14 protein-coding genes are annotated in these 18,970 nt (G+C 70.6%); 2 read left to right on the forward strand and 12 right to left on the reverse strand.

Annotated features, from left to right (window positions below; all coding sequences use genetic code 11):
- Nucleotides 1–18 precede the first annotated feature (18 nt).
- A complete protein-coding gene (eccCa, locus tag ACTJJ4_RS12005) occupies nucleotides 19–4,014 on the reverse strand; it encodes a type VII secretion protein EccCa (protein WP_440943526.1) in 3,996 nt (1,331 codons plus the stop codon).
- 86 nt (nucleotides 4,015–4,100) lie between these two features.
- On the opposite strand from eccCa, the gene ACTJJ4_RS12010 reads away from it, so the two are divergent.
- Together ACTJJ4_RS12010 and ACTJJ4_RS12015 are read left to right on the forward strand one after the other, a co-directional pair.
- A complete protein-coding gene (locus tag ACTJJ4_RS12010) occupies nucleotides 4,101–5,438 on the forward strand; it encodes a hypothetical protein (RefSeq protein ID WP_440943527.1) in 1,338 nt (445 codons plus the stop codon).
- Complete coding sequence (locus ACTJJ4_RS12015) at nucleotides 5,435–6,961, forward strand: FHA domain-containing protein (RefSeq protein ID WP_440943528.1); 1,527 nt, start codon at nucleotides 5,435–5,437, stop codon at nucleotides 6,959–6,961. The genes ACTJJ4_RS12010 and ACTJJ4_RS12015 overlap by 4 nt, the downstream gene beginning before the upstream one ends.
- A gap of 243 nt (nucleotides 6,962–7,204) precedes the next feature.
- On the opposite strand, the gene ACTJJ4_RS12020 is transcribed toward ACTJJ4_RS12015, so the two are convergent.
- From ACTJJ4_RS12020 to eccD, 11 genes are all read right to left on the reverse strand, one after another.
- Entirely contained in the window at nucleotides 7,205–8,497 is a 1,293-nt protein-coding gene (locus ACTJJ4_RS12020; RefSeq protein WP_440943529.1) for a hypothetical protein, read from the reverse strand.
- Between the two features lie 16 nt (nucleotides 8,498–8,513).
- Nucleotides 8,514–8,876, reverse strand: coding sequence for a hypothetical protein (locus tag ACTJJ4_RS12025; protein ID WP_440943530.1), 363 nt, complete (start codon nucleotides 8,874–8,876; stop codon nucleotides 8,514–8,516).
- Nucleotides 8,877–8,989: 113 nt separating this feature from the next.
- A complete protein-coding gene (locus tag ACTJJ4_RS12030) occupies nucleotides 8,990–9,805 on the reverse strand; it encodes a DUF2510 domain-containing protein (RefSeq protein WP_440943531.1) in 816 nt (271 codons plus the stop codon).
- Nucleotides 9,806–9,921: 116 nt separating this feature from the next.
- Nucleotides 9,922–10,728 carry a DUF2510 domain-containing protein gene (locus ACTJJ4_RS12035; RefSeq protein WP_440943532.1) on the reverse strand — a complete coding sequence of 269 codons (807 nt, stop codon included), beginning with the start codon at nucleotides 10,726–10,728 and terminating at the stop codon, nucleotides 9,922–9,924.
- A gap of 79 nt (nucleotides 10,729–10,807) precedes the next feature.
- Nucleotides 10,808–11,566, reverse strand: a complete 759-nt coding sequence (locus ACTJJ4_RS12040) for a hypothetical protein (RefSeq protein ID WP_440943533.1) — start codon at nucleotides 11,564–11,566, stop codon at nucleotides 10,808–10,810.
- 2 nt (nucleotides 11,567–11,568) lie between these two features.
- Nucleotides 11,569–12,360 (reverse strand): hypothetical protein, encoded by a 792-nt coding sequence (locus tag ACTJJ4_RS12045; RefSeq protein WP_440943534.1) that lies wholly within the window; start codon nucleotides 12,358–12,360, stop codon nucleotides 11,569–11,571.
- A 33-nt stretch (nucleotides 12,361–12,393) separates the two neighbouring features.
- Entirely contained in the window at nucleotides 12,394–14,175 is a 1,782-nt protein-coding gene (locus tag ACTJJ4_RS12050; RefSeq protein ID WP_440943535.1) for a hypothetical protein, read from the reverse strand.
- A gap of 16 nt (nucleotides 14,176–14,191) precedes the next feature.
- On the reverse strand, nucleotides 14,192–14,929 hold the full coding sequence (locus ACTJJ4_RS12055) for a hypothetical protein (RefSeq protein WP_292699715.1): 738 nt from the start codon (nucleotides 14,927–14,929) through the stop codon (nucleotides 14,192–14,194).
- 99 nt (nucleotides 14,930–15,028) lie between these two features.
- The gene (locus tag ACTJJ4_RS12060) at nucleotides 15,029–16,297 is read right to left on the reverse strand and encodes a S8 family serine peptidase (protein WP_440943536.1); all 1,269 of its coding nucleotides are present in this window, start codon (nucleotides 16,295–16,297) and stop codon (nucleotides 15,029–15,031) included.
- Nucleotides 16,297–17,613 (reverse strand): type VII secretion protein EccB, encoded by a 1,317-nt coding sequence (gene eccB / locus ACTJJ4_RS12065; protein WP_440943537.1) that lies wholly within the window; start codon nucleotides 17,611–17,613, stop codon nucleotides 16,297–16,299. The genes ACTJJ4_RS12060 and eccB overlap by 1 nt, the downstream gene beginning before the upstream one ends.
- Nucleotides 17,614–17,616: 3 nt before the next feature.
- A complete protein-coding gene (gene eccD / locus ACTJJ4_RS12070) occupies nucleotides 17,617–18,969 on the reverse strand; it encodes a type VII secretion integral membrane protein EccD (protein ID WP_440943538.1) in 1,353 nt (450 codons plus the stop codon).
- Between the last annotated feature and the right edge of the window lies 1 nt (nucleotide 18,970).

The raw sequence follows: 18,970 nt of genomic DNA on the forward strand, positions 1-18,970 counted from the left end.
CTGCCCATCGGCATCCGCTCACAGCTGGGACGGCGGCGCGTACGCCAGCTGCATGATCTGCAGCCCGCGCTCGCGCGTGATCACCTTGGCGCGGCCGGCGACCGCGGGCGAAGCCTTGACGTTTCCGATCAGCGGTCCCTCGTCCGGGCTTCCGGAGAGCATGATGCCGGGCGAGGCCAGATCGCGCAGCGTCTGCATGACCGGCTCGAACGTGGCGCGCGACGCACCGCCCGATCGGCGCACCAGCGTGAGATGCAGACCGACGTCGGTCGCCTGCGCGAGCAGGGGCTGCAGGGCGGCGATCGGGTTGCCGGACTGAGTGTTGACCAGATCGTAGTCGTCCACGAGCACGTACACCTCGGCACCCGTCCACCACGAGCGGTCGCGCAGCTGCTGCGGCGTGACGTCGGGGCCGGGAAGGCGGCTGCGCAGGTACTCGGTGAGCCCCGCGAGCTCCTCGGTGGCCTGCTGCGCGGTCGTGTAGTACCCGGCGAGGTAGTCCTCGGGGATCTCGGACAGCAGCGCACGGCGGTAGTCGACGACGAAGAACTGCGCGTCCTTCGGGCTCGCGGTGCGAATGACCTCGCGGGCGAAGGTGCGCAGGAAGCTCGACTTGCCGGACTGGCTGTCGCCGAACAGGTACAGGTGCGGGTTGCGGCGGGTGTCGAACGCCGTGGGCGCCAGCTCCGCCTCGTCGACGCCGAGCAGCACCTGGTTCTGCAGCGGCGTGCCGGCCGCGAGCTGCTGCAGCTGCGAAAGCTCGAGCATCTCGGGCAGCAGACGCAGCTTGGGGCCCTGCGGGCCCTTCCAGGCCGCGTTCACGCGATCGATCAGGTCCTCCACGCCCTCGCTGAGGGTGTCCGGGTCGCCGGAGCCGTCGACGCGCGGCAGCGCCGTGAGCATGTGGTGCTTGGACGGCGCGAGACCGCGACCGGGGCGGCCCAGCGGAACGTTCGCGGCCACCTTGCGGTCGATCTCGGAGTCGCTGGTGTCGCCGAGGCGCAGCTCGAGCTTGGAGCCGAACGTGTCCCGGATCGCGGTGCGGAAGTCCATCCAGCGCGTGGTGGTCACGATCAGGTGCACACCGAACGTGAGCGCCCTTCCGGCGAGCGACTGGATCTCGAACTCCATCTCGTCGAACTCGGCGCGGATGGTCGGCCAGCCGTCGATGATCAGGAACACGTCGCCGTAGCCGTCATCCGCCCTTCCCTGCGCGCGCAGGCGCCGGTACGTCTCGATCGAGTCGATCGCGTTGGCGGTGAAGTAGCGCTCGCGGGCGTTGACGATGCCCACGACCTCCTGGAACATGCGTCGCAGCACGTCGGGCTGGTTGCGGCCCGCGACGCCGGCGACGTGCGCCATCTTCGAGAACGGCACGAACGTGCCGCCGCCGAAGTCCATCACGTAGAACTGCACCTCCTGGGGAGTGTGCGTCAGGGCGATGCCGGTCAGCACGCTGCGGGCGAGCGTGCTCTTGCCGCTGCGCGCACCGCCGACGATGGCGAGGTGTCCGCCGGCTCCGACCAGGCTCATGGTCAGGCTGTCGCGGCGCTGCTCGAGCGGACGGTCGACGATGCCGAGCGGGATCGTCAGCGGGCCGGCCTGACGCCAGCGCGGCGAGATCAGGCCGAGCTGCGGGTCCTCGACCAGATCGCCGAGCATCTCGTCGAAGGTCGCCGGCACGTCCAGGGGCGGCAGCCACACCTGGTGCGCGGGCACGCTGCGGCCCTTCATCAGCGAGACGGCGATGTCGAAGGTCACGCGCTTCTCGGGAGCCTCGGCTCCGCCCACCTCGGGCACGGCCTCGGGCTCCTCCACCGTCTCCTGCACGATCACGGGCGCCGCGGTGAAGGCTCGCGCCTCGATCGCGCGGACCGGCTGCTCGAGCTCGGCGGCCTCGGGCGCGGCGCCCGGGCGCCGGCGGCGCGTCTTCGGCGGCGCGGAGACGTAGGCGGCACGGAACTGCGTCAGCGTCTCGGCATCCGACTTCAGGATGCCGTGACCACCGCCGCCGGGCAAGGTGAACGCGTCCGGGACGCCGATGACGGCACGCGAGTCCGCGCCGGAGAACGTCTTGAGGCCGATCCGGTACGACAGGTGCGAGTCCAGCCCGCGCAGCTTGCCCTCCTCCAGCCGCTGGGTGGAAAGCAGCAGGTGCACCTGCAGCGAACGGCCCAGACGTCCGATCGCGACGAAGAGTTCGGTGAAGTCGGGCTTGGCCGACAGCAGCTCGGAGAACTCGTCGGCGACGATCAGCAGCGCGGGCAGCGGCTTCAGGTCGGTGCGTCCGCCCTTGCGCGCGGTCTCGTAGTCGGTGACGTTGGCGAAGTTGCCGGCGTCACGCAGCAGCTCCTGACGGCGCGTCATCTCACCCTGGATCGCGTCCTGCATGCGATCGACCAGCGTGAGGTCGTCGCCGAGGTTGGTGATGACGGCCGAGACGTGCGGCATGTCGGCCATGCCCGCGAACGTCGCGCCACCCTTGAAGTCGATGAGCACGAAGTTCAGCGCCTCGGAGGAGTGGGTCAGCGCGAGCGAGAGCACCAGCGTGCGCAGCACCTCGGACTTTCCGGATCCGGTCGCACCGATGAGCATGCCGTGCGGGCCCATGCCCTGCTGGGCGGACTCCTTGATGTCCAGGATCATGGGCTGACCAGTCGCCGTCAGGCCGATCGGAACGCGCAGCCGGTCGCGCGCCGAGCGCGGCTTCCAGGCCTCCTCTGGATCGAAGTCGCGCACGTCGGGCAGACCGAGCAGGTCAGTCAGCTCGGCGGAGATGGTGCGCGCGCCGCCGCCTGCGGCATCCTCGTCCTGCGCGGACTCGCCGAGTCCGGTCAGGCGGCGGGCGACGGCCTCGGCCGACGCGATGCCGAGGAAGTCGGGCGTGGCCTGCACCGCCCCGTAGCCGCGACGGGCGACGGTGAGCTGCGAGCCGTTCTCGCCTTCGATGATCAGGCGGATGGTGAGCGGATCGGTGAGCTCGGCCCAGTCGCGCGCGATGTCGATGACGGTCACGCCGTCGACGCCGCCCTCCTCGGCGAGCGGATGCCCGGGCGGCAGCTCGACGCCGTCGGTCACGATGACGAGGTGCGGGAGCACGGTGCCGCCGCGCCCGCTCGCGATGCCGCGGGAGCGGATGTCCACGACCAGGGGCTCGATCTCGTGCCAGGACGAGCCGATCCGGCGGGCGCCGCCCACGGCATCCGTCCTGCTGTCGGACTGGGCGTGCGGGAGCCACTTCGCCCACTCCCAGTAGGGCAGGTCGGTGCCCGCCGCGATGACCGCGATCTGCAGGTCCTCCGGGGCGGCGAAGGTCGCCAGGTGCGCGACGATCGCGCGTGCCAGGCCGCGTCCGCGGACCGTGTCGCCGACGATCTCGAGCCGGCCGCAGGTGCCGAGGTCGAGTCCGAAGGGCAGGTCGGGGACCTGGTCGTGCGTGAGCACGAAGCGATGCGCGGCGGAGGCGCTGACCGGGTCGAGCTGCGCGAGTGCGGGGATCGGCGCCTCGTCAAGGGTCATGGCGAGGGGCTGCGTGGCGGTGCCGATGCGGGCGACGAGGAACTCCGGGCTGCCCGTGGTGTGCTCCCAGACGCGCGAGCCCTCCTCCACGATGAACGGCAGCGTGTCGGGTGCCGGCAGCATCCACTCCTCGTACCGCCGCTGACGGGTGGCGACCTCGCGCACGGCGTCCCGGGTCTCGGCGAGGTAGGCGAGGTACTCGCGACGGGTGTTCTCCACGTTGGTGGAGTGCTGCGACTTCTGCCGCCACATCTGGCCGCCGACCATGGACAGCGCCATGAACAGGAACATGCCGCCCATGATGTAGGTGCGCGTGGCGTCGCCGCCCTGGGTGAGGGAGAGGACCGCGACGGACCCCAGGCTGCCGACCATCGGCAGGGCCATCATCAGGGTGTTCGAGGCGCCTTCCGGTTTGGGCAGCTCCGGAGCCTGCTGCAGAGTGAGTTGGCCGCCGGCCGGCGGTTTCGGCGCACGGCGGATGCTGGTGGTGCTCACGACTGGCCCTCCTCAAGTCGCCTACTATCATGTCAGGGATGCCGACATGAACCGGTGTCGCACGGAGGAACGTCGAGGGGCGGGGGATGTCAGCGAAGACGGTTCGCCTCACCGTGGCCGACGCGCACAGCCGTCATGACCTGGTGGTCCCGGCCGATTCCACGGTCGCCGAGCTGCTCACGGTCGGCGGCGTCGATCTGCAGCGCTATGTCGGAACCACCACCTCCGGTGCGGCCATCGAGCTCGACAGCGAGGTGTCGGCCACCCCCGGCGACGGCGGCGTGATCTGGCTGCTCGACCGCACCGCTGCGGCGGAGACCGGCAGGGCGGCGCGGTCCGCCAAAGAGGCCTCTCCCGCCGCGCGCTCGCGCCAGCACTGGACGCTGCTGGCGCTGCTCCTCGCCATCGCCCTGGCGATGGTCGCCTGCACCGTCATCTCCCCGGGCCCCGTGACGATCTCGGTCTCCGCCGCCGTGCTTCTCGCCGGTGCACTGGTCATGCTCGGACAGCCCGTGCACGGCCGGAACACCTATGTCGCCTACTTCGCCCCCACGCTGGCTGCGGCCGCCGGCGCCCTCGCGCTCGCGTCGTTCGCCGACGCCGGCGCGATGATGGCGGCCGGTGCCGTCGCGGGCGCCACCGTCGCGTGCGCCCGGCACGCTCTCACCCGCGCCCACGGCCGGATGTCGGCGGGCAGCACGGCGGTCATCGCTGTGATCTGGTCGGTGCTCGCCGTGGTCAACGCCGCCGCCTTCATCGCCGGCATCCCCGCGGCCGTGATCGCCGCGGTGCAGGTCGCCGCGGCGGCGCCGCTCTTCCACTACATGCGCGGATCCGCACTCGAGGTGGCTGCGGACGACCTGATCGACACGCCCTTCGTGATCCGCGACGCACAGGGCATCCGCGCTCGCCCGCCGGCCGAACCCTCGCCCGTGCATGCCGAGGGGGCAGCCGGGCAGTACCGGCTGGCACGCTGGCGGTCGGAGGCGGGCATCGTGATGGCCTGCGCGCTCGCGCTGCTGTCGAGCCTGTACGCGGTGCCCTCATTCGCGAACGGGTCGATCGAGGGCTGGTGCGTGCTGGGCGGCACGCTGGGCATCGGCTGCTACTTCCTCCTGACCTCGCGCAAGCTGCGCGACGGCCTGTCGCGCGGTGCGGCCCTCGCCACGGGCACCGTGCTGGCCGTGCTCGCGACGGCGACCCTGGTCACGGCGCTGCAGTTCAGCGCGCTGCTGGTCGCGGTCATCCTCGTCCTGGCGGGAACGATCGTCGGATGCCTGACCGTCCCGCTCTCGGCGGACTGGCGCTCCCTCGGCTGGTCGCGCACCGGCGACATCCTGGAGGGCCTGACGCTGGCCCTCGGGCCCGCCGCACTGCTGTACGGCTCCGGCATCGCCGGACAGATCCTGGAGGTCTTCTCATGACCTACGCCCCTCCGATGGCGCCCCCGTCGCGCGGGGGCGCGGTTGCGCCCGGCGCCCAGACGGCTGTGCGGGTGCAGGCGACGGCGGGTCAGCGCGCCGGCGCGTACCTGATCGACGTCGCGATCGTCGCGATCGTCGCCGTGCTGGTCTGGCTGGTGAGCGGGTCGCTGGTGCTCACCGCGGTCGTCGTGGTCGAGCTCTGGGCGATCGGCTGGATCTGGGAGGGGCACACCGGCGGGACGCCGGGGAACCTGATCTGCGGCATCCGCACCGTGCGTCGCGATTCCGAGGTCACCCTCGGCGCGAGCAGGCTGTTCCCGCGCAGCCTGGTGATGGGCGTTGCCCACATCGTCCCGATCCTGCTGCCGGTGGGACTCGCCGCCTCGGGCGCGCTCGACGGCATGGCCGGCGCACGGATGATCGACGTGCGCAAGGCGCGCCTGGCTCCGGCAGGAACGGGCCGCACTCCCAACCTCGAAGCACGCGTCATCGGAGCCGGTGGGCCGGGGGTCATCGGCTCGGAACGCGCTCTCATCACGAACACCCCGCTCGCGCGCACGCCCGCCTCGCAGGCGCCGGGCGCGGCGACGACGGGCGTCGCAGCCGCGGCATCCGCTCCCGTCGCGCCGCCGCAGCCGCAGGTGCCCGATGCGGGCACCGTGCCGGTGTTCGAACTGTCGGACGGCACGGTGATCCGCGCGACCGGCCTGGGCTTCATCGGACGGGCGCCCCGCGCACCCGAGTCGATCCCGGATGCCATCCTCGTGCGCGTTCCGGACGGGGCCCGTTCGCTCTCGCGCACGCATGCCGCCTTCGGCATCGAGGACGGCGACCTGTGGGTGCAGGACCTCGGCTCCGCGAACGGCGCCTCGGTACGCCACCTCGGCGGCGGCGTGACCGACCTCGCATCGCAGACGCCGTACTTCCTGGTGCCCGGGGATGTCCTCGTGCTCGGCGGTGACGCCGAGCTGGCCTTCCGCCGCGTCGTGGACCGTTCCGCGCCGCCGGCGCCGCGACCGCAGCCCACGCCCGCGCCCGCGCAGGTCCCGCCCGCCGCATCCGCCCTCCCCACGCCGGCTCCGGCCGCTCCCGTCGAGGCTCCCTCGGTCGAGGAGGCGGCGGCGGAGACCGTCATGGCGGCTCCCGCTCCGCAGGTCGCCGAACCCGCCGTTCCCGCAGCACCCGCGGTCGCCATCGTCGCCCTGCAGTTCCAGGACGGCACCACCGTGCCGATCCGCGGCATCGGCTACATCGGCCGGGCGCCCAGCCTCCCCGCCGGCGAACGTCCGGATGCCGTGCTCGTCGCGGTGCCGGACGGCGACCGCTCGGTGTCGCGCACGCACGGCCGCTTCGGCATCGTGAACGGCCAGACCTGGTTCGAGGACCTGGGCTCGGGGAACGGCTCCACGCTCCGCACGGGCGACGGCCGGTCGGGCCCGATGACCCCGCACCAGCGCTTCGGTCTCGTGCCGGGCATGGTGCTGCAGCTGGGCGACTGCATCATCCGCATCGTCGAGGGCTGAGGTCTCTCAGGGCGGTCACTCGGTCGCGACGACCATCATCCTCCTCGCCCTCGGTGAGCGGGTGGTCTCCGTCGCCACCCGTCTCCGGACCGCACGACAGGCCGCCGGAGAGGCGCTCGAAGCGCTCTCCCCCAGGTCGAGACACCCCCGCCGGGACGGCAGGCGCTGTCGCTCATGGTCCACCCAGACGAAAGCCGCCCACCCGCGCGATGCGGATGGGCGGCTCTTTCGTCTATGCGGGGCTCACCAGCCGAGCTCTTCCCGCCCGTCGGACGTCGAGCTGCCTGCGGAACCCGCGGCACCGAGATCCGGCTCGGCACCGTCCTCTTCAGCGTCGACGGAGAACGCGAACAGGTCCTGGCCACGACGACGCTTGCGCTTGTCGCCCTTGCCGCCGCCTGCGGCGCCACCACCGGCCATCATGCCGCCGCGTCCGCCGGCGCCGGACTGAGCGACCACGCCGCTGGCTCCGGCACCACCAGGACCACCCGCAGCACCGGCTGCGGTGCTCATGCTGTTGAGACCACCCATCGCACCGACGCCACCGGCACGCAGGCCGCCGGCCAGAGCCGCACCGCCGACACCCGCGCCTCCGACCAGACCGCCGACACCACCGGGAGTCGGTCCGCCCACGCCGCCCGTCAGGGGGCCGCCGGGGCTGACGACTCGCGGGCCGCCCGGACCACCGGGGCCACCGGGAACCGTCCCGTCGCCACCGCCGTCGATGTTCGGCGGGTCGTTGGGGTCGTACGGCGGGTCGTACGGGGGACGGTGCGGGGGATCCACGACGTAGTGCGGCGGACGCGGGTCTACCACGTACTGCGGCGGACGCGGGTTGTCCGTGCCACCGGTTCCACCGGGGCCGATGTACTGACCGCCGCCTGAGCCGCTTCCCGAGCCCGTGCCGTCGGTGCCACCGCCCACACCGCCGTAGTTCGAGGAGCCGTCTCCGGTGCCGTCACCGCTCCCCGGGTCCTCCGGCGGAGGCTTGGGCGGGTCGTAGTCGGACTCCGGCATGCCGTCGATGATCTCCTGGAGCCGCTTGTCCAGCGCGGCCGCCATCTTGCGGGCTGCCTCCTCCTGTTCAGCCTCTGCCTGGTCCGCGTAGTACTGCTTCGCCTCGGCCGGCGTCATCGTGACCCCTGGAGAGACCTGAACAGGGCTCTCCGTCTGAGTCGCCATGTCCAGAGTGCTCTGCTGCTCGGCGGTCAGACCGGTCGAGGGGAGTCCCTTCACCGCGGATGCCGTGTCCTGGAGCGCCTGATGCGCCTGCGCGATCGACTTGTTGAGCGCGGCCTGGTAGTCGGTGAACTTCTCCAGCTTGTCGCGGATGCCGAGAAGCCCGGACTTGATCGTGTCCCCCAGCTTCCCTTCGAAGCCGTCAGTCTGAGCGGCCTTGCGCATGTTGACCGACGCGGAGTCGACCGAGCCGCCCATCACCGTCCGCTGAGTGTCCTGGACGGCCCGGAAAGCCGCGGCCACGATGCTCTCCCGATTGCTCTCCAGCCGGCCGAGCCGTTCGACGTTCTCTCCCATGTCTCATCTCCCCCAGTCAGATCGGCATCGGCTTGTAGTGGCCGATCGTGCCGACCACGCTCACCAGTTGCGCCGAGAAGGCATCCTTCGACTGCTCATCGAGGAGCTTGGTCTCCTTGATGGCCTTGTCGAGGTTGACCGCCGCCTCATCCACTTCCTTGCGGATGTCCTTCAGCCACTTCACACTGGCGTTGTACTTGCTCGTCAGCACCTCCGCGAGTGCGACGGACTTGCCATCCGCCGTCCACACCAGACTCGTCTGGCCTTCGCGGAGGCTCTCCGACGTCGCCTCGCACTTGTCCAGCAGATCTTTGCATTCAGCGATCAGCTTCAACTGGCTGTTCGCCATGGACTCATCGAGCTGCATGATCATGTTCATCGCGATTCCCCTCCGGTCAAGCTCCACAAGATCGTAACGCGCGGGCCGTCAGGTATCCATGGGGAGCACTGCCCACTCAGATGGATGACACGCCGACGGTCAGGATGATCGCGTCATCCGTACACGCACTGAGTTCCGGCATCGATCAGGACCGACTCGAAGGCATCCGCCTCGTCCCCGGCCGTCTCCTCGGTGATGACCTCGCCCGCCGCGACGTGGCTCAGAAGCGCGTCGGAGAGATCCGAATCGTACAGGTGCTGTCCGATGCAGGCGGAGGCCTCGGGCGTCGTGAACTCCTCGAATCCCGGTTCGCCCTGCAGGCCGATGACCAGGCCCTTGCCGATCGCGTCGGCTGACGGGCGGCCGTCGCTGTCGCCGGTCGCGGGCGGCTCGGAGGGCTCGCCGGCCGGGGTCGAGGATGGTGCCGTCGGCAGATCCGGAACGGGGATGTTCGCGATGGCGGTCGCAATGGTGATCGTCAGCACGATCACGCCGATGATCCCTCCGACGATCGACAACGCGATGCCGACGATCGAGGGCCACTTCACCGTGCCGCGCTTGAACACCGCGATCAGCGACACGACGAACGCCGCCAGCAGCACGAACGCTGCGATGCCGAAGGTCACGAAGTTCGGGATGCACGCAAGGACCGTGCCCAGCACGGCCAGTCCGAGCCCGATGAAGCCGAGAGTCGACCCCTGCTTCGGAGCAGCAGGCGCTGCGGCAGCATACCCAGGTGCGGCCGGAGCCGCATACGCGCCGGAACTCGCCGCAGGAGCCGTCGTCGAGTCGGGGCCCGGTGCAGAGGGTGAGGAGTCACCGGAGGGAACGTCGTCACCCGCGGGTGCGTAGTTCTCCGTCCACTGCGAACCGTCCCACCAGCGCTGCCGCCCGGAACCGTCGTCATACCAACCCGCCGGAGTGCTCATCCACATCCTCCTCGTCGAAACCGTCCGCGCGCCTCAGACGCACAGCCCCCATGACGCGAACGCGTCCCTACGTGTATACCAGGCGAACCCTGGGCAATCCGGCCCGCATTCGACGCTCAACCGTTGAGAGGGTCGCACTCGGACGTGGCGTCCAATCCGATCTGGATGGCGTGCTCCCGCACCGTGCCCGTCGTGCTGTCCAGGCCCTGAGCGAGGTCGAGCAGAACGTCGTCGGGCAGATCGGAGTCATAGAAGTACCCACCGACGCACGTGAAGAACTCAGGGTCGTCGTCGAACTGGTGGTCGCCGCCCGCGTTGAGCATCACCTTGTAGCCCTTGCCGATGGCTTCGGGCGAGGGGCGTCCCGTGCTGTCGCCGGTGGCGGGCGGGTCGGACGGCTGTTCGCTGAAGGTGGACGTCGGGAACGGCGAGGACGCGGCGTCGATGATCGCCGTCGTCAGCGTGAAGATCACCACAGCCGTGAACACGATCGCCCCCACGATCCCGCCGATGATCGACAGGCAGATTCCCACGATCGACGGCCACTTCGCGGTGTTCTTCCGGAACACCGCGACGAGCGAGACGATGAACGCGGCGATCAGCACGAGCGCGCCGAGCACGAAGGTGATCAGCAGCGGGGTGCACGCCAGCGCCGTGCCGAGCACGGCAAGCCCCAGGCCGACGAAGCCCAGCGTCGGCGGCTGCCGAGGCGCGACCGGTGTCAGCGCCGGAGCATATCCCGGCGCCGCGTACTGAGGCACCACGTGCTGCGCTGAGACATATGGCGTCGACGGCGTCGCCATCGGCGATGCACCGCCCGTTCCGGCATCCGCGCCCGGTGCGTACTGATCGGTCCACTGAGAGCCGTCCCACCAGCGCTGTCGTCCGGAGCCGTCGTCGTACCACCCGGCCGGAGTGCTCATCCGTGTCCTCCTCGTCGCGCTGGATGCGCGATCCGCCTGCGGGCGGAACGCGCCCGTCGTGTCTACCGGGATGCCGGCGTCAGAGCGTCGCTCCGACGGCATCCTGAGCCACGAACGCGTCGAGCAGCTCGAGGTCCTCGGCCGTGACGATCCGTGCGCCGACCGCGTGCTCGACGATCCGCGAGCGTGCGGAGGCGAGCAGCTCGCCCTGCGCGTTCCGCTCCAGACCCTGGATGCCCATCCGCGCGAACTTGCTGCACAGCGTGCCGACCCGGCGCTCCAGCTTCTCGAGCGGCCAGCCCAGGCGCACGGCGACCTGCTCCATCGACGGCAGCTGCACGGCGCCCTCGGCATCCGGACGCAGCATCGGCTCGGCGAGCGCCGTGAGCAGGATCCGCTGCACGGGCGAGAGCATCTCTGTGACCCCGTCGACGCCCGTGCCGGGGTTCCACGACGTGGAGACCTGGTAATACGGAGCCTCCGCCGCGAGCGACAGCTCGTAGGTCGTCTCACCGGCGGTGAACATCACCGTCGTCGCACCGAAGACCAGCGGCATCGCGGCGCCCGGCGCGAGCCACGCCTGTGCCAGTCCGTCTGCCGAGGCGACCGACGCGGTCAGTCCAGACCCGGCGTTCGTGAGCCACCACATGCCGTCGCGCTGCGCGATCTCGAGGAATCGCCGGTGCACGTACGGGTTGTCGTCGATCGACAGGTCCGTACCGCGCCCGATCACGAACGTGGCGCCTGCGGGGATGCGCTCGCGGCGTCCGCCGAAATCGAGCAACAGGGCGCCGCCCTGTGCCGTCTCGGCGCCCCCCGGCTGCGAGAGATCCGTCATGCTCACGCCGCCGTGTGACGCGGCCAGGCCCCACCGGGGAATGCGCTCGTCGACGCCAGGGCGTTCGTGACGTTCACCACGAACGAGGACGTGGCCTGGCTGGCCGACGTGATGGCGCTGATGGCATCCACCAGGAAGGTGATGAACAGGCCGACGGCACCCACGATCGTCACGATCGCGGCCGGCGCCGTCACGACACCCGCAAGCTCGGCGGCGGTCGCGATCACGCCGACGACCAGAGAGCCGACAGCACCGAGGAAACCGATCCAGAAGTTCTCGATCGCGCCGGCGAAGCTGTCGAGCTGGGTGTTGATCATCTGGCACTTCGAGAGCACGTCGTCCGCGGCGGGCTTCTGCTGGTCGACGCGGAGCCGGTAGGCGTTGTAGGCCTTCCCCTCCCAGTTGCCGGTGGTCGGGAGAGCGGTCGGCAGCAGGGTGGCGGTGCACTGCTGCGCCGGCGTGCCCACGCTCTGCACCCAGTCCAGCCCCGTGCTGCGCAGCGTGGACGGGCTTCCGACGTAGGCGAAGACCTGCGCGGCCTTGTCGATGGCCTCGTTCACCTTGGCGAACATCTTGTCGAGCCAGGCGTTGATCCGCTCCATGATCCCGTCGGGAAGCACCAGGTCGAGCAGACCGGAGATCCCGCCGTTGATGATGTCGACGACCGTGTCGATGAAGCCGGTGAAACGGTCGAAGTCCGACTTCGACTTCTCCGCGTTCTGCGCGGTCGTGTCATTGCCGTCGGCGTGCCTGCGGCTCGAGGAGCGGCCACCGCTTCCAGTGTTGCGAGTCATGTCAGACCTTCTTCCTGCTTGTGCTGTTCACGTTCAGTTGCCCAGACGGCTCGACCAGGCCGGAGCCGCCGGGTCAGCCGGCAGCGGGCGGGACTCGGCATCGATCGAGGCCGAGAGGCGCGACTCGTCGGATCCAGGGCGGAAGTCCGGTCGCGAGTCGCCGACCAGATCGTCCACTCCGGGGCGCACGTCGGGGAGAGGCTCACCCACGATGCGGTTGTCAGGGGCGGGCACGGGCTCGGGGCCGCCATCGATGTTGCCGCCGGGCGTGGTCGAACCGTCCGTGCCGGTCGAACCGTCCGTGCCGGTCGAACCGTCCGTGCCGGTCGAACCATCGGTGCCGGTCGAGCCGTCCGTGCCGGTCGAACCATCGGTGCCGGTCGAACCATCGGTGCCGGTCGAACCATCGGTGCCGGTCGAACCATCCGTGCCCGTCGAACCATCCGTGCCCGTCGAGCCGTCCGTGCCGGTCGAACCGTCCGTGCCGCCGTCGGTGTTCGGCGGGGTGTCGCCGCCGTCCGATCCGACTTCGGCCACCGGCTGGTCGACAGCATGGTCGGCGATGCCCTGGCCCGAGGCCTCATGGTGCAGCTCGGCTGCCTGGTCGCGGAGGTCCGCGGCCTTGTCGCGCAGCTCTGCGGCGTCCTCACGGGCATCCGCAACCTCGTCGGCAGCGGCGTCGCGCGAGTCCTCGAGCTTCTCGATCTGCTCGCGGATCTCGGCGGCGTCGGCGCGCTGCGCGGCTGCGTCTGCACGCAGCGCGGCAGAGTCCGTGCGGCTCTGCAGAGCACCCGCCGGGTCACCGGCGGCATCCTGCTGCTGCGCCTTCAGGTCGAGCTCGGTCGCCTGCCGCTCGAGGTTCGTCGCGCTCTGGTCGAGGTCCTTGGCCTTGGCCTCGAGCGCGTCGATCTGCTTGTCGAGGGCGTCGACCTGCTCCTGCGCCTTGTCGGCGTGCTGGTCGGCCTGGTCGGCCTGCTTGTCCAGCGCGTCGGCACGGGCGTCCAGCTGATCGGCCTTGGCATCGGCCTCGGCGCGCGCCTGGTCGTCTGCGGAGAGGTCGCCGTCCAGCGAGCCGTCCACGCGCGGGTCGTCGACGGAGCCACCGCCGCCGAGGCTGCCACCGGCACCGCCGCCGCCGCCACCGCCGCCACCGCCGCCACCGCCACCGCCGCCGCCGCCGCCGCCGCCGGAATTGTTGTTGTTGCTGCTGGAGCTGCCGGGATCGTTCTTCTTCTGCTCTTCCTCGGACTTCTGGACGGTCTTGTCATAGTCGTCAGCCGTCAGACGAAGCGAGTCGGCGAAACCCTTGTGCGCCTCAGGAGCGCTGTGCAGCAGCTGCGCCATCGTCACCTGGAAGTCCGCGTACGCCTGGGCCGCATCGACGCCGAAGAACGTGAACGCCGACGCATCGATCGTCAGACCGTCGGCCGCGCCGGCGATGGTGCCGTAGCTGCTCGCCGCTTCGTCCCACAGACCGGCGTCCTTGCGCAGGTACGACGTCTCGACGTCGACCTTTCCCTCCGCGCCGAACGACGATGCTGCCGGCTGCGGCGAGGGCTCAGGAAGCGCGGACTCCCCCTCGATCACCGGCAGCTTGTCCGGCAGGTCGTCGGTCAGGTCCGAGATGCCGAGATCCGGGCCTCCGAAGAGGTGGGACCCAGCGCTCACGATCTCGTCGATCGGGGTGGCGGCGTCGACGACGTTGCCCAGCGCGCCGATGAGGTCGCCCTCCATGACGTTCTTGCCGGCATCGATGATCTCGTCGACCGGGGAGACCGCGTCGACGACGTCACCTACAAAATCTCCAAATCCCATTGCTCTGCTCCTTGTCTCAGCGGATGCTGCCCATGCGGCGCAGCATTTCCTGAGGATCCCGGGTCATCTCCATCAGCCTCTGAACGGCCGGGAAGCCTTCGTACGTGTTCTGGCGGTCCTGAGCCGACATCGTCATCACATTGTTCATGGCTCGGACGATCTCGCGCTCGATCACCCCGTCATTGGTGTTGCGCACCCAGCGCTCATCGAGAGTGATCCCGGTGATGGTCGTTCCGCGGCGCGAGACCGTGACCGTCTTCGCGGAGTTGACCGCGTCCCGGACCTGGCTGCCCCTCTGGTTCACCTTTTCGAGGTAGGCCTCGCGCTGGTCCCTCGCCTCGTCGATCGCATCGAGGATCTCGCTGCGCGCCTCCGCCGCCGAGCTCGTCGTGGGGTCGCCGAGCTGGAACTGCGGCGCGGGGATCGTGACAGGGGTGTCGTCCTCGTCCTGCTCCTCGAAGCCACCCATCAGCTGATCGAATCGCTTGCCGAGCGCGGTCTGGTAGCACAGGCTCACCACTGCGCCGAGTCCCGCTTCGCCGATCGTGTCGCGCCAGTCCTCGTCGAGGACGAGAGCCTCGACCGCACCGTTCTTGGCGAGGGTCAGCTTCACGGCCTTCCGATCATCCTCGACCGTCACCGGGGTCATCTGCTCCGCCGCGGTCGCAACCGACCTGAGCTCGCGCTGCAGCTCTGCTGCGGTCTCACGCAGCTCCGCCATCAGGCGACCGGCATCCGCCATGTCCATGCTCACGTGGGACTCCCTACTGTCGTGGACCGTTGAAGCAATCCTACGAAGAGGCGTCCGAGCGCCATAGGGGGAGGACTCCCCATGCAGCGCTGCCCATCGGGCTCAGTCGCTGCCGCGACGCGAGCGGGCTCGAGCGAGCAGCAGCAGGATCACGGAGATCGTCGCCCCGGCCCCGAATCCCCAGCCCACGATCGCGCGGGCGGGGTCCAGCGGGTCGGCCACCGGATCGATGTCGACGACCCGGGTCGGCGCCGGAGAGGGCGTGGGCGCGCCGTGCACAGGCGAGGGCGGGCCGGGCAGCATCCCGTCGTCGGCGAGCGCCAGTGCCGCGGCGGGGCGGACCTCTCCCCACCCGACAGTGTCGCTGCGCTCACCGGGCGACACGCGCATGGCCGACTGGGTGAGGCGGAACGCCCACTGGTCGGGCGACTCGTTCGGGAAGCGTGCGGCGACCAGGGCGGCCGCGCCGGCGACGACCGCCGTCGCGTAGCTGGACGAGGCGGAGTCGGCGTTGAGCACGCAGTCCCCGCCGGAGATGTAGGCGGTCGGCATCGACTGCCCGGGCGCCGCGATGTCGACGTGCGGGCCCGCGAACGAGGAGTCCGCGTTCCAGGTGCCGTCCTTCATCACTGCGGCGACAGCGAGGGCGCCGGGGAGCTCGCCGGGGTAGAAGTTGGTGGGATCCGGCCGGTTCGAGTCGGCGGTCTTGCGGTTGCCTGCGCTCGCGATCACCAGCGAGCCCAGCGAATGCGCGTAGTCCACGGCGCTGCGGTAGACGTCGGCGGATCCGCTGTCGGACAGCGACACATTGATGATCTTGGCGCCGTGCTCGGCCGCCCACCGGATGCCGGAGGAGACGGATGCCGCCGACGGCACCACCAGGTCTCGCGAGGACCCGCCCGGTTCGGGAGCGGATTCGAACGCCCGGACGGGCATGATCTTCGCCTCGGGCGCGATGCCCACCACGCCGGAGCCGTCGATCTGCCTGGCGGCGATCAGCCCGGCCACGGCTGTGCCGTGCGCGGCGACATCGGTCGTGGAGGGCACCGAACCGTCGCCGAAGCTGGTGAAGCCCGGCACCAGGGCGCCCTGCAGGTGCGCGTTCCCCGCGTCGACGCCGGAGTCGACCACGGCGACGGTCACGCCGCTGCCGCGACTGAGCGCCCAGGCCTCGTCCAGGCCGAGCCGCTTGACGAGGTAACTGGGAGTGGGGGTGAACAGCCGCTGGCCCGGAGTGCACTGCTGATCCGCGTCGACGACGGGCGCCGCGGGAGTCGGCGTCGCGGCCTGCGCTCCGGCGGGGAGACCCAGGCCGAGCACCGCCAGCACGCCGACGGCAGCGGCAGCACTGCGCAGCGCGCGCCCGCGCATCACTTCGCCTGCCCCGGCGCCGTCCTCTGCGCGATCGCCTGACTCAGGGTCGGGCCCTGCTCGAGCAGCTGCGTCCAGGCGGCCGGCACGGTCACTGCCTGCGTGGTCTTGTATCCCAGCAACTGCAGGTCCGTGGCGGTCTCGACCGGGAAGAACACGCCCGACTCGGAGACGAAGCCGTAGGTGGACCCCTGGCCCGTTCCGCGTGCGCTCACCGCCACGCCGGCACCCGGCTTGACCTTGGTGCCCGGCTCCAGGTCGCGCGGGCTGTTCGTCACCGAGACGACCGGGCCCTCCGAGCTCGACTGCATCTGCAGGCACACGTCGGACGAGTTCTCGGGCTTGACGGGCTCGCGCTTGGGCCAGTCGCCGGGGAGCGCGTCGGAGTTCACGTCGCGGAGGTTCGTCGCCTCGGCGACCGTCATCGACACCGGCTTGATGCCGACGTACGCGGTGAGGAGCTGGCGCGCGAACGGGGTGGCGGGCACGAGCCTTCCCTTGCCGTCCACGATGTACTCGCCGACGACCTTGCCATCGGCCTGCGTCTGCACGGCCTGGCCGACGACCAGACCAGCGGTGCCCGTCTCGGCCTTCAGCTCGCCGCCGAGGTGCACCGCCAGCGGTGTTCCGGGCGTGACCAGGTTGAGCCACAGCGCCGACACCGTCGGAACCGCCTGCACGTCGTCGATGCCGAGGAAGACGCTCGCGACGACCGCCACGTTCTCCTTGTCGACCTTGTACCGCCGATCGCCCTGCACGAACCAGTAGCCGCCGTCGTCGTCCTTCACGAGCGCGGCCTGATTCGCCGCGCCCGGCCGATCGCCGAGCAGGCGGGTCGAGATCTCCAGCGGGGCGTCGGAGGCCACGCAGCTGAGCCAGGCGCCGGTGTACTGCCGATCCGGGGCGGGCAGGTAGTCGGGGGCGTCCTCGATGCCCACCGGCATGGGGTCGCGCTTGATGTCGTCGAGCTTGCTCGCGGGCACTGAGGTGATCTTCGTCGTGCCGCTCAGCAGGCGGGCGCTGGCCAGGTTCCTGACCGGGTACAGCGTCTCGCCGATGGCGACGTAGCGCGATCCCTCGCCCTGCACGACGATGATCGCGCCCTTGCTCCAGTCCTTCGGCAGGCTGCCGGTGAACGTGCCGATCAGCAGGGAGACGATGATCGTCAGGATGCCGAGGGCGATGCTGACGACCACGCCGCGCAGCGGCTTGCCCGGGGGCAGTTCACGTCCGCCAGGCGCTCCGCTGGTGAAGGCGGTCTGGAGTCGTCGGCGGTTGAAGGCCTGGGCCTGGAGCAGCTCGGTCTTGGATGCCATGGATCAGAACCAGCCTCCGGCGATGATGGCCAGGGGGAGCAGCAGGGCGATCGTCGCCCACTCGGCGAAGTCGGCGAAGCGGGTCAGGCCGAGCCGCACCTTCGAGCTGAGCAGCACGATCACGATGACGCAGACGGCCGCGACGGCCAGCGCGATGACCAGGCCGCCGATCCAGCCGGGGTGGGAGATGACGGCCGCGACGATCACGAGGGCCACGCCGAGCAGCACACCCGCGACCACGATCACGATGTCGAAGCGGGAGTACACCTGCCTGGTGCCCAGGAACATGCCGGCGTAGGTCACCGCGCACAGCAGCAGACCCCAGAACCCGGATGCGACGACGGGGACGGTCGCGACCAGCACGATCAGGCAGAGCGCGATGCGCAGCGACACCTGGTAGCGGTGGGCACGGACGTAGAGCTTCGCGACCTGCTCCGGCGAGATGTGCGCAGGGGCGTCGTAGACCTCGGAGTCGTCGCGCGCCGAGACGACGCGCAGCGGCACGGAGGCCAGCGCCATCCACGGGGCGCCGAGCCCCGCGATGCCGGCGACCGCCATCGCAGCGGCCAGGGTCGCGGGGACGGGCGCGCCGAGCCAGGTGATGACGGCGCCGATCACGAGGAACACGACGCCGAGGGCGACCGGGATGAGACCGTACTCGCGGCGGCTCTTCAGCGCCAGCATGGTGACGACGCCGAAGACCAGCATCGCGGCGCTGCCGACGACGATCGGCAGCCCCCAGCCGGGGCCGCCCGGCAGCGCGGTGTATCCCGCGACGCCGGCGAACAGCGAGGAGACGAGCGCGAGGGACATGGACGCCTGGGTGGGCGCGCCGGTGCGGTCCATCACGAGCGCGCAGATCATGAGCACGACCGCGGCCGCTCCCGCGCCGGCGGCGGTGATGATCGAGCGCGAGTCGACCCAGGCCCACACCGCCGGGACGAGGCCCAGCAGCAGCAGCACGGATGCCACCACGGTCGCCGTGGTCACGGAGTTCTGCACCGACCAGGCAGGCGCGTTCTCCTCCACGACGTCGGCGACGGCCTCGACCAGGTCGTCATAGCGCTTGGGCACTGCGGCGCTCGCGCCCTGCTCGAGCACGAGGAAGTCGCCGTCGTGCACGGTCTGCGCGGTGAGCGTGCGGTCGGGATCCAGCGCGGAGCCGTCGGCCCTGACGAGACGGAACCCCGCGGATGCCGACATACTGTCCAGCATCCGCAGACGTCGCGTCAGCGACGGGAGCACCTCCGCGACCGGGACGCCGCCGGGCACGCCCACGTCGATGCGCTCGGACTCCCACTGCACCGAGAGGCGCACGAGCTGCGACTGCGCGACAGCCGTCGTCTGGGGCGACATG

It is taken from the genome of Microbacterium sp. 22195 (assembly GCF_052056515.1).
Lineage (GTDB): Bacteria > Actinomycetota > Actinomycetes > Actinomycetales > Microbacteriaceae > Microbacterium.

Coding starts and splice junctions, on each gene's coding strand:
- ACTJJ4_RS12010 (WP_440943527.1), top strand. CDS start 4,101: ATGTCAGCGAAGACGGTTCGCCTCACCGTGGCCGACGCGCACAGCCGT.
- ACTJJ4_RS12015 (WP_440943528.1), top strand. CDS start 5,435: ATGACCTACGCCCCTCCGATGGCGCCCCCGTCGCGCGGGGGCGCGGTT.
- ACTJJ4_RS12020 (WP_440943529.1), bottom strand. CDS start 8,497: ATGGGAGAGAACGTCGAACGGCTCGGCCGGCTGGAGAGCAATCGGGAG.
- ACTJJ4_RS12025 (WP_440943530.1), bottom strand. CDS start 8,876: ATGAACATGATCATGCAGCTCGATGAGTCCATGGCGAACAGCCAGTTG.
- ACTJJ4_RS12030 (WP_440943531.1), bottom strand. CDS start 9,805: ATGAGCACTCCGGCGGGTTGGTATGACGACGGTTCCGGGCGGCAGCGC.
- ACTJJ4_RS12035 (WP_440943532.1), bottom strand. CDS start 10,728: ATGAGCACTCCGGCCGGGTGGTACGACGACGGCTCCGGACGACAGCGC.
- ACTJJ4_RS12040 (WP_440943533.1), bottom strand. CDS start 11,566: ATGACGGATCTCTCGCAGCCGGGGGGCGCCGAGACGGCACAGGGCGGC.
- ACTJJ4_RS12045 (WP_440943534.1), bottom strand. CDS start 12,360: ATGACTCGCAACACTGGAAGCGGTGGCCGCTCCTCGAGCCGCAGGCAC.
- ACTJJ4_RS12050 (WP_440943535.1), bottom strand. CDS start 14,175: ATGGGATTTGGAGATTTTGTAGGTGACGTCGTCGACGCGGTCTCCCCG.
- ACTJJ4_RS12060 (WP_440943536.1), bottom strand. CDS start 16,297: ATGCGCGGGCGCGCGCTGCGCAGTGCTGCCGCTGCCGTCGGCGTGCTG.
- eccB (WP_440943537.1), bottom strand. CDS start 17,613: ATGGCATCCAAGACCGAGCTGCTCCAGGCCCAGGCCTTCAACCGCCGA.
- eccD (WP_440943538.1), bottom strand. CDS start 18,969: ATGTCGCCCCAGACGACGGCTGTCGCGCAGTCGCAGCTCGTGCGCCTC.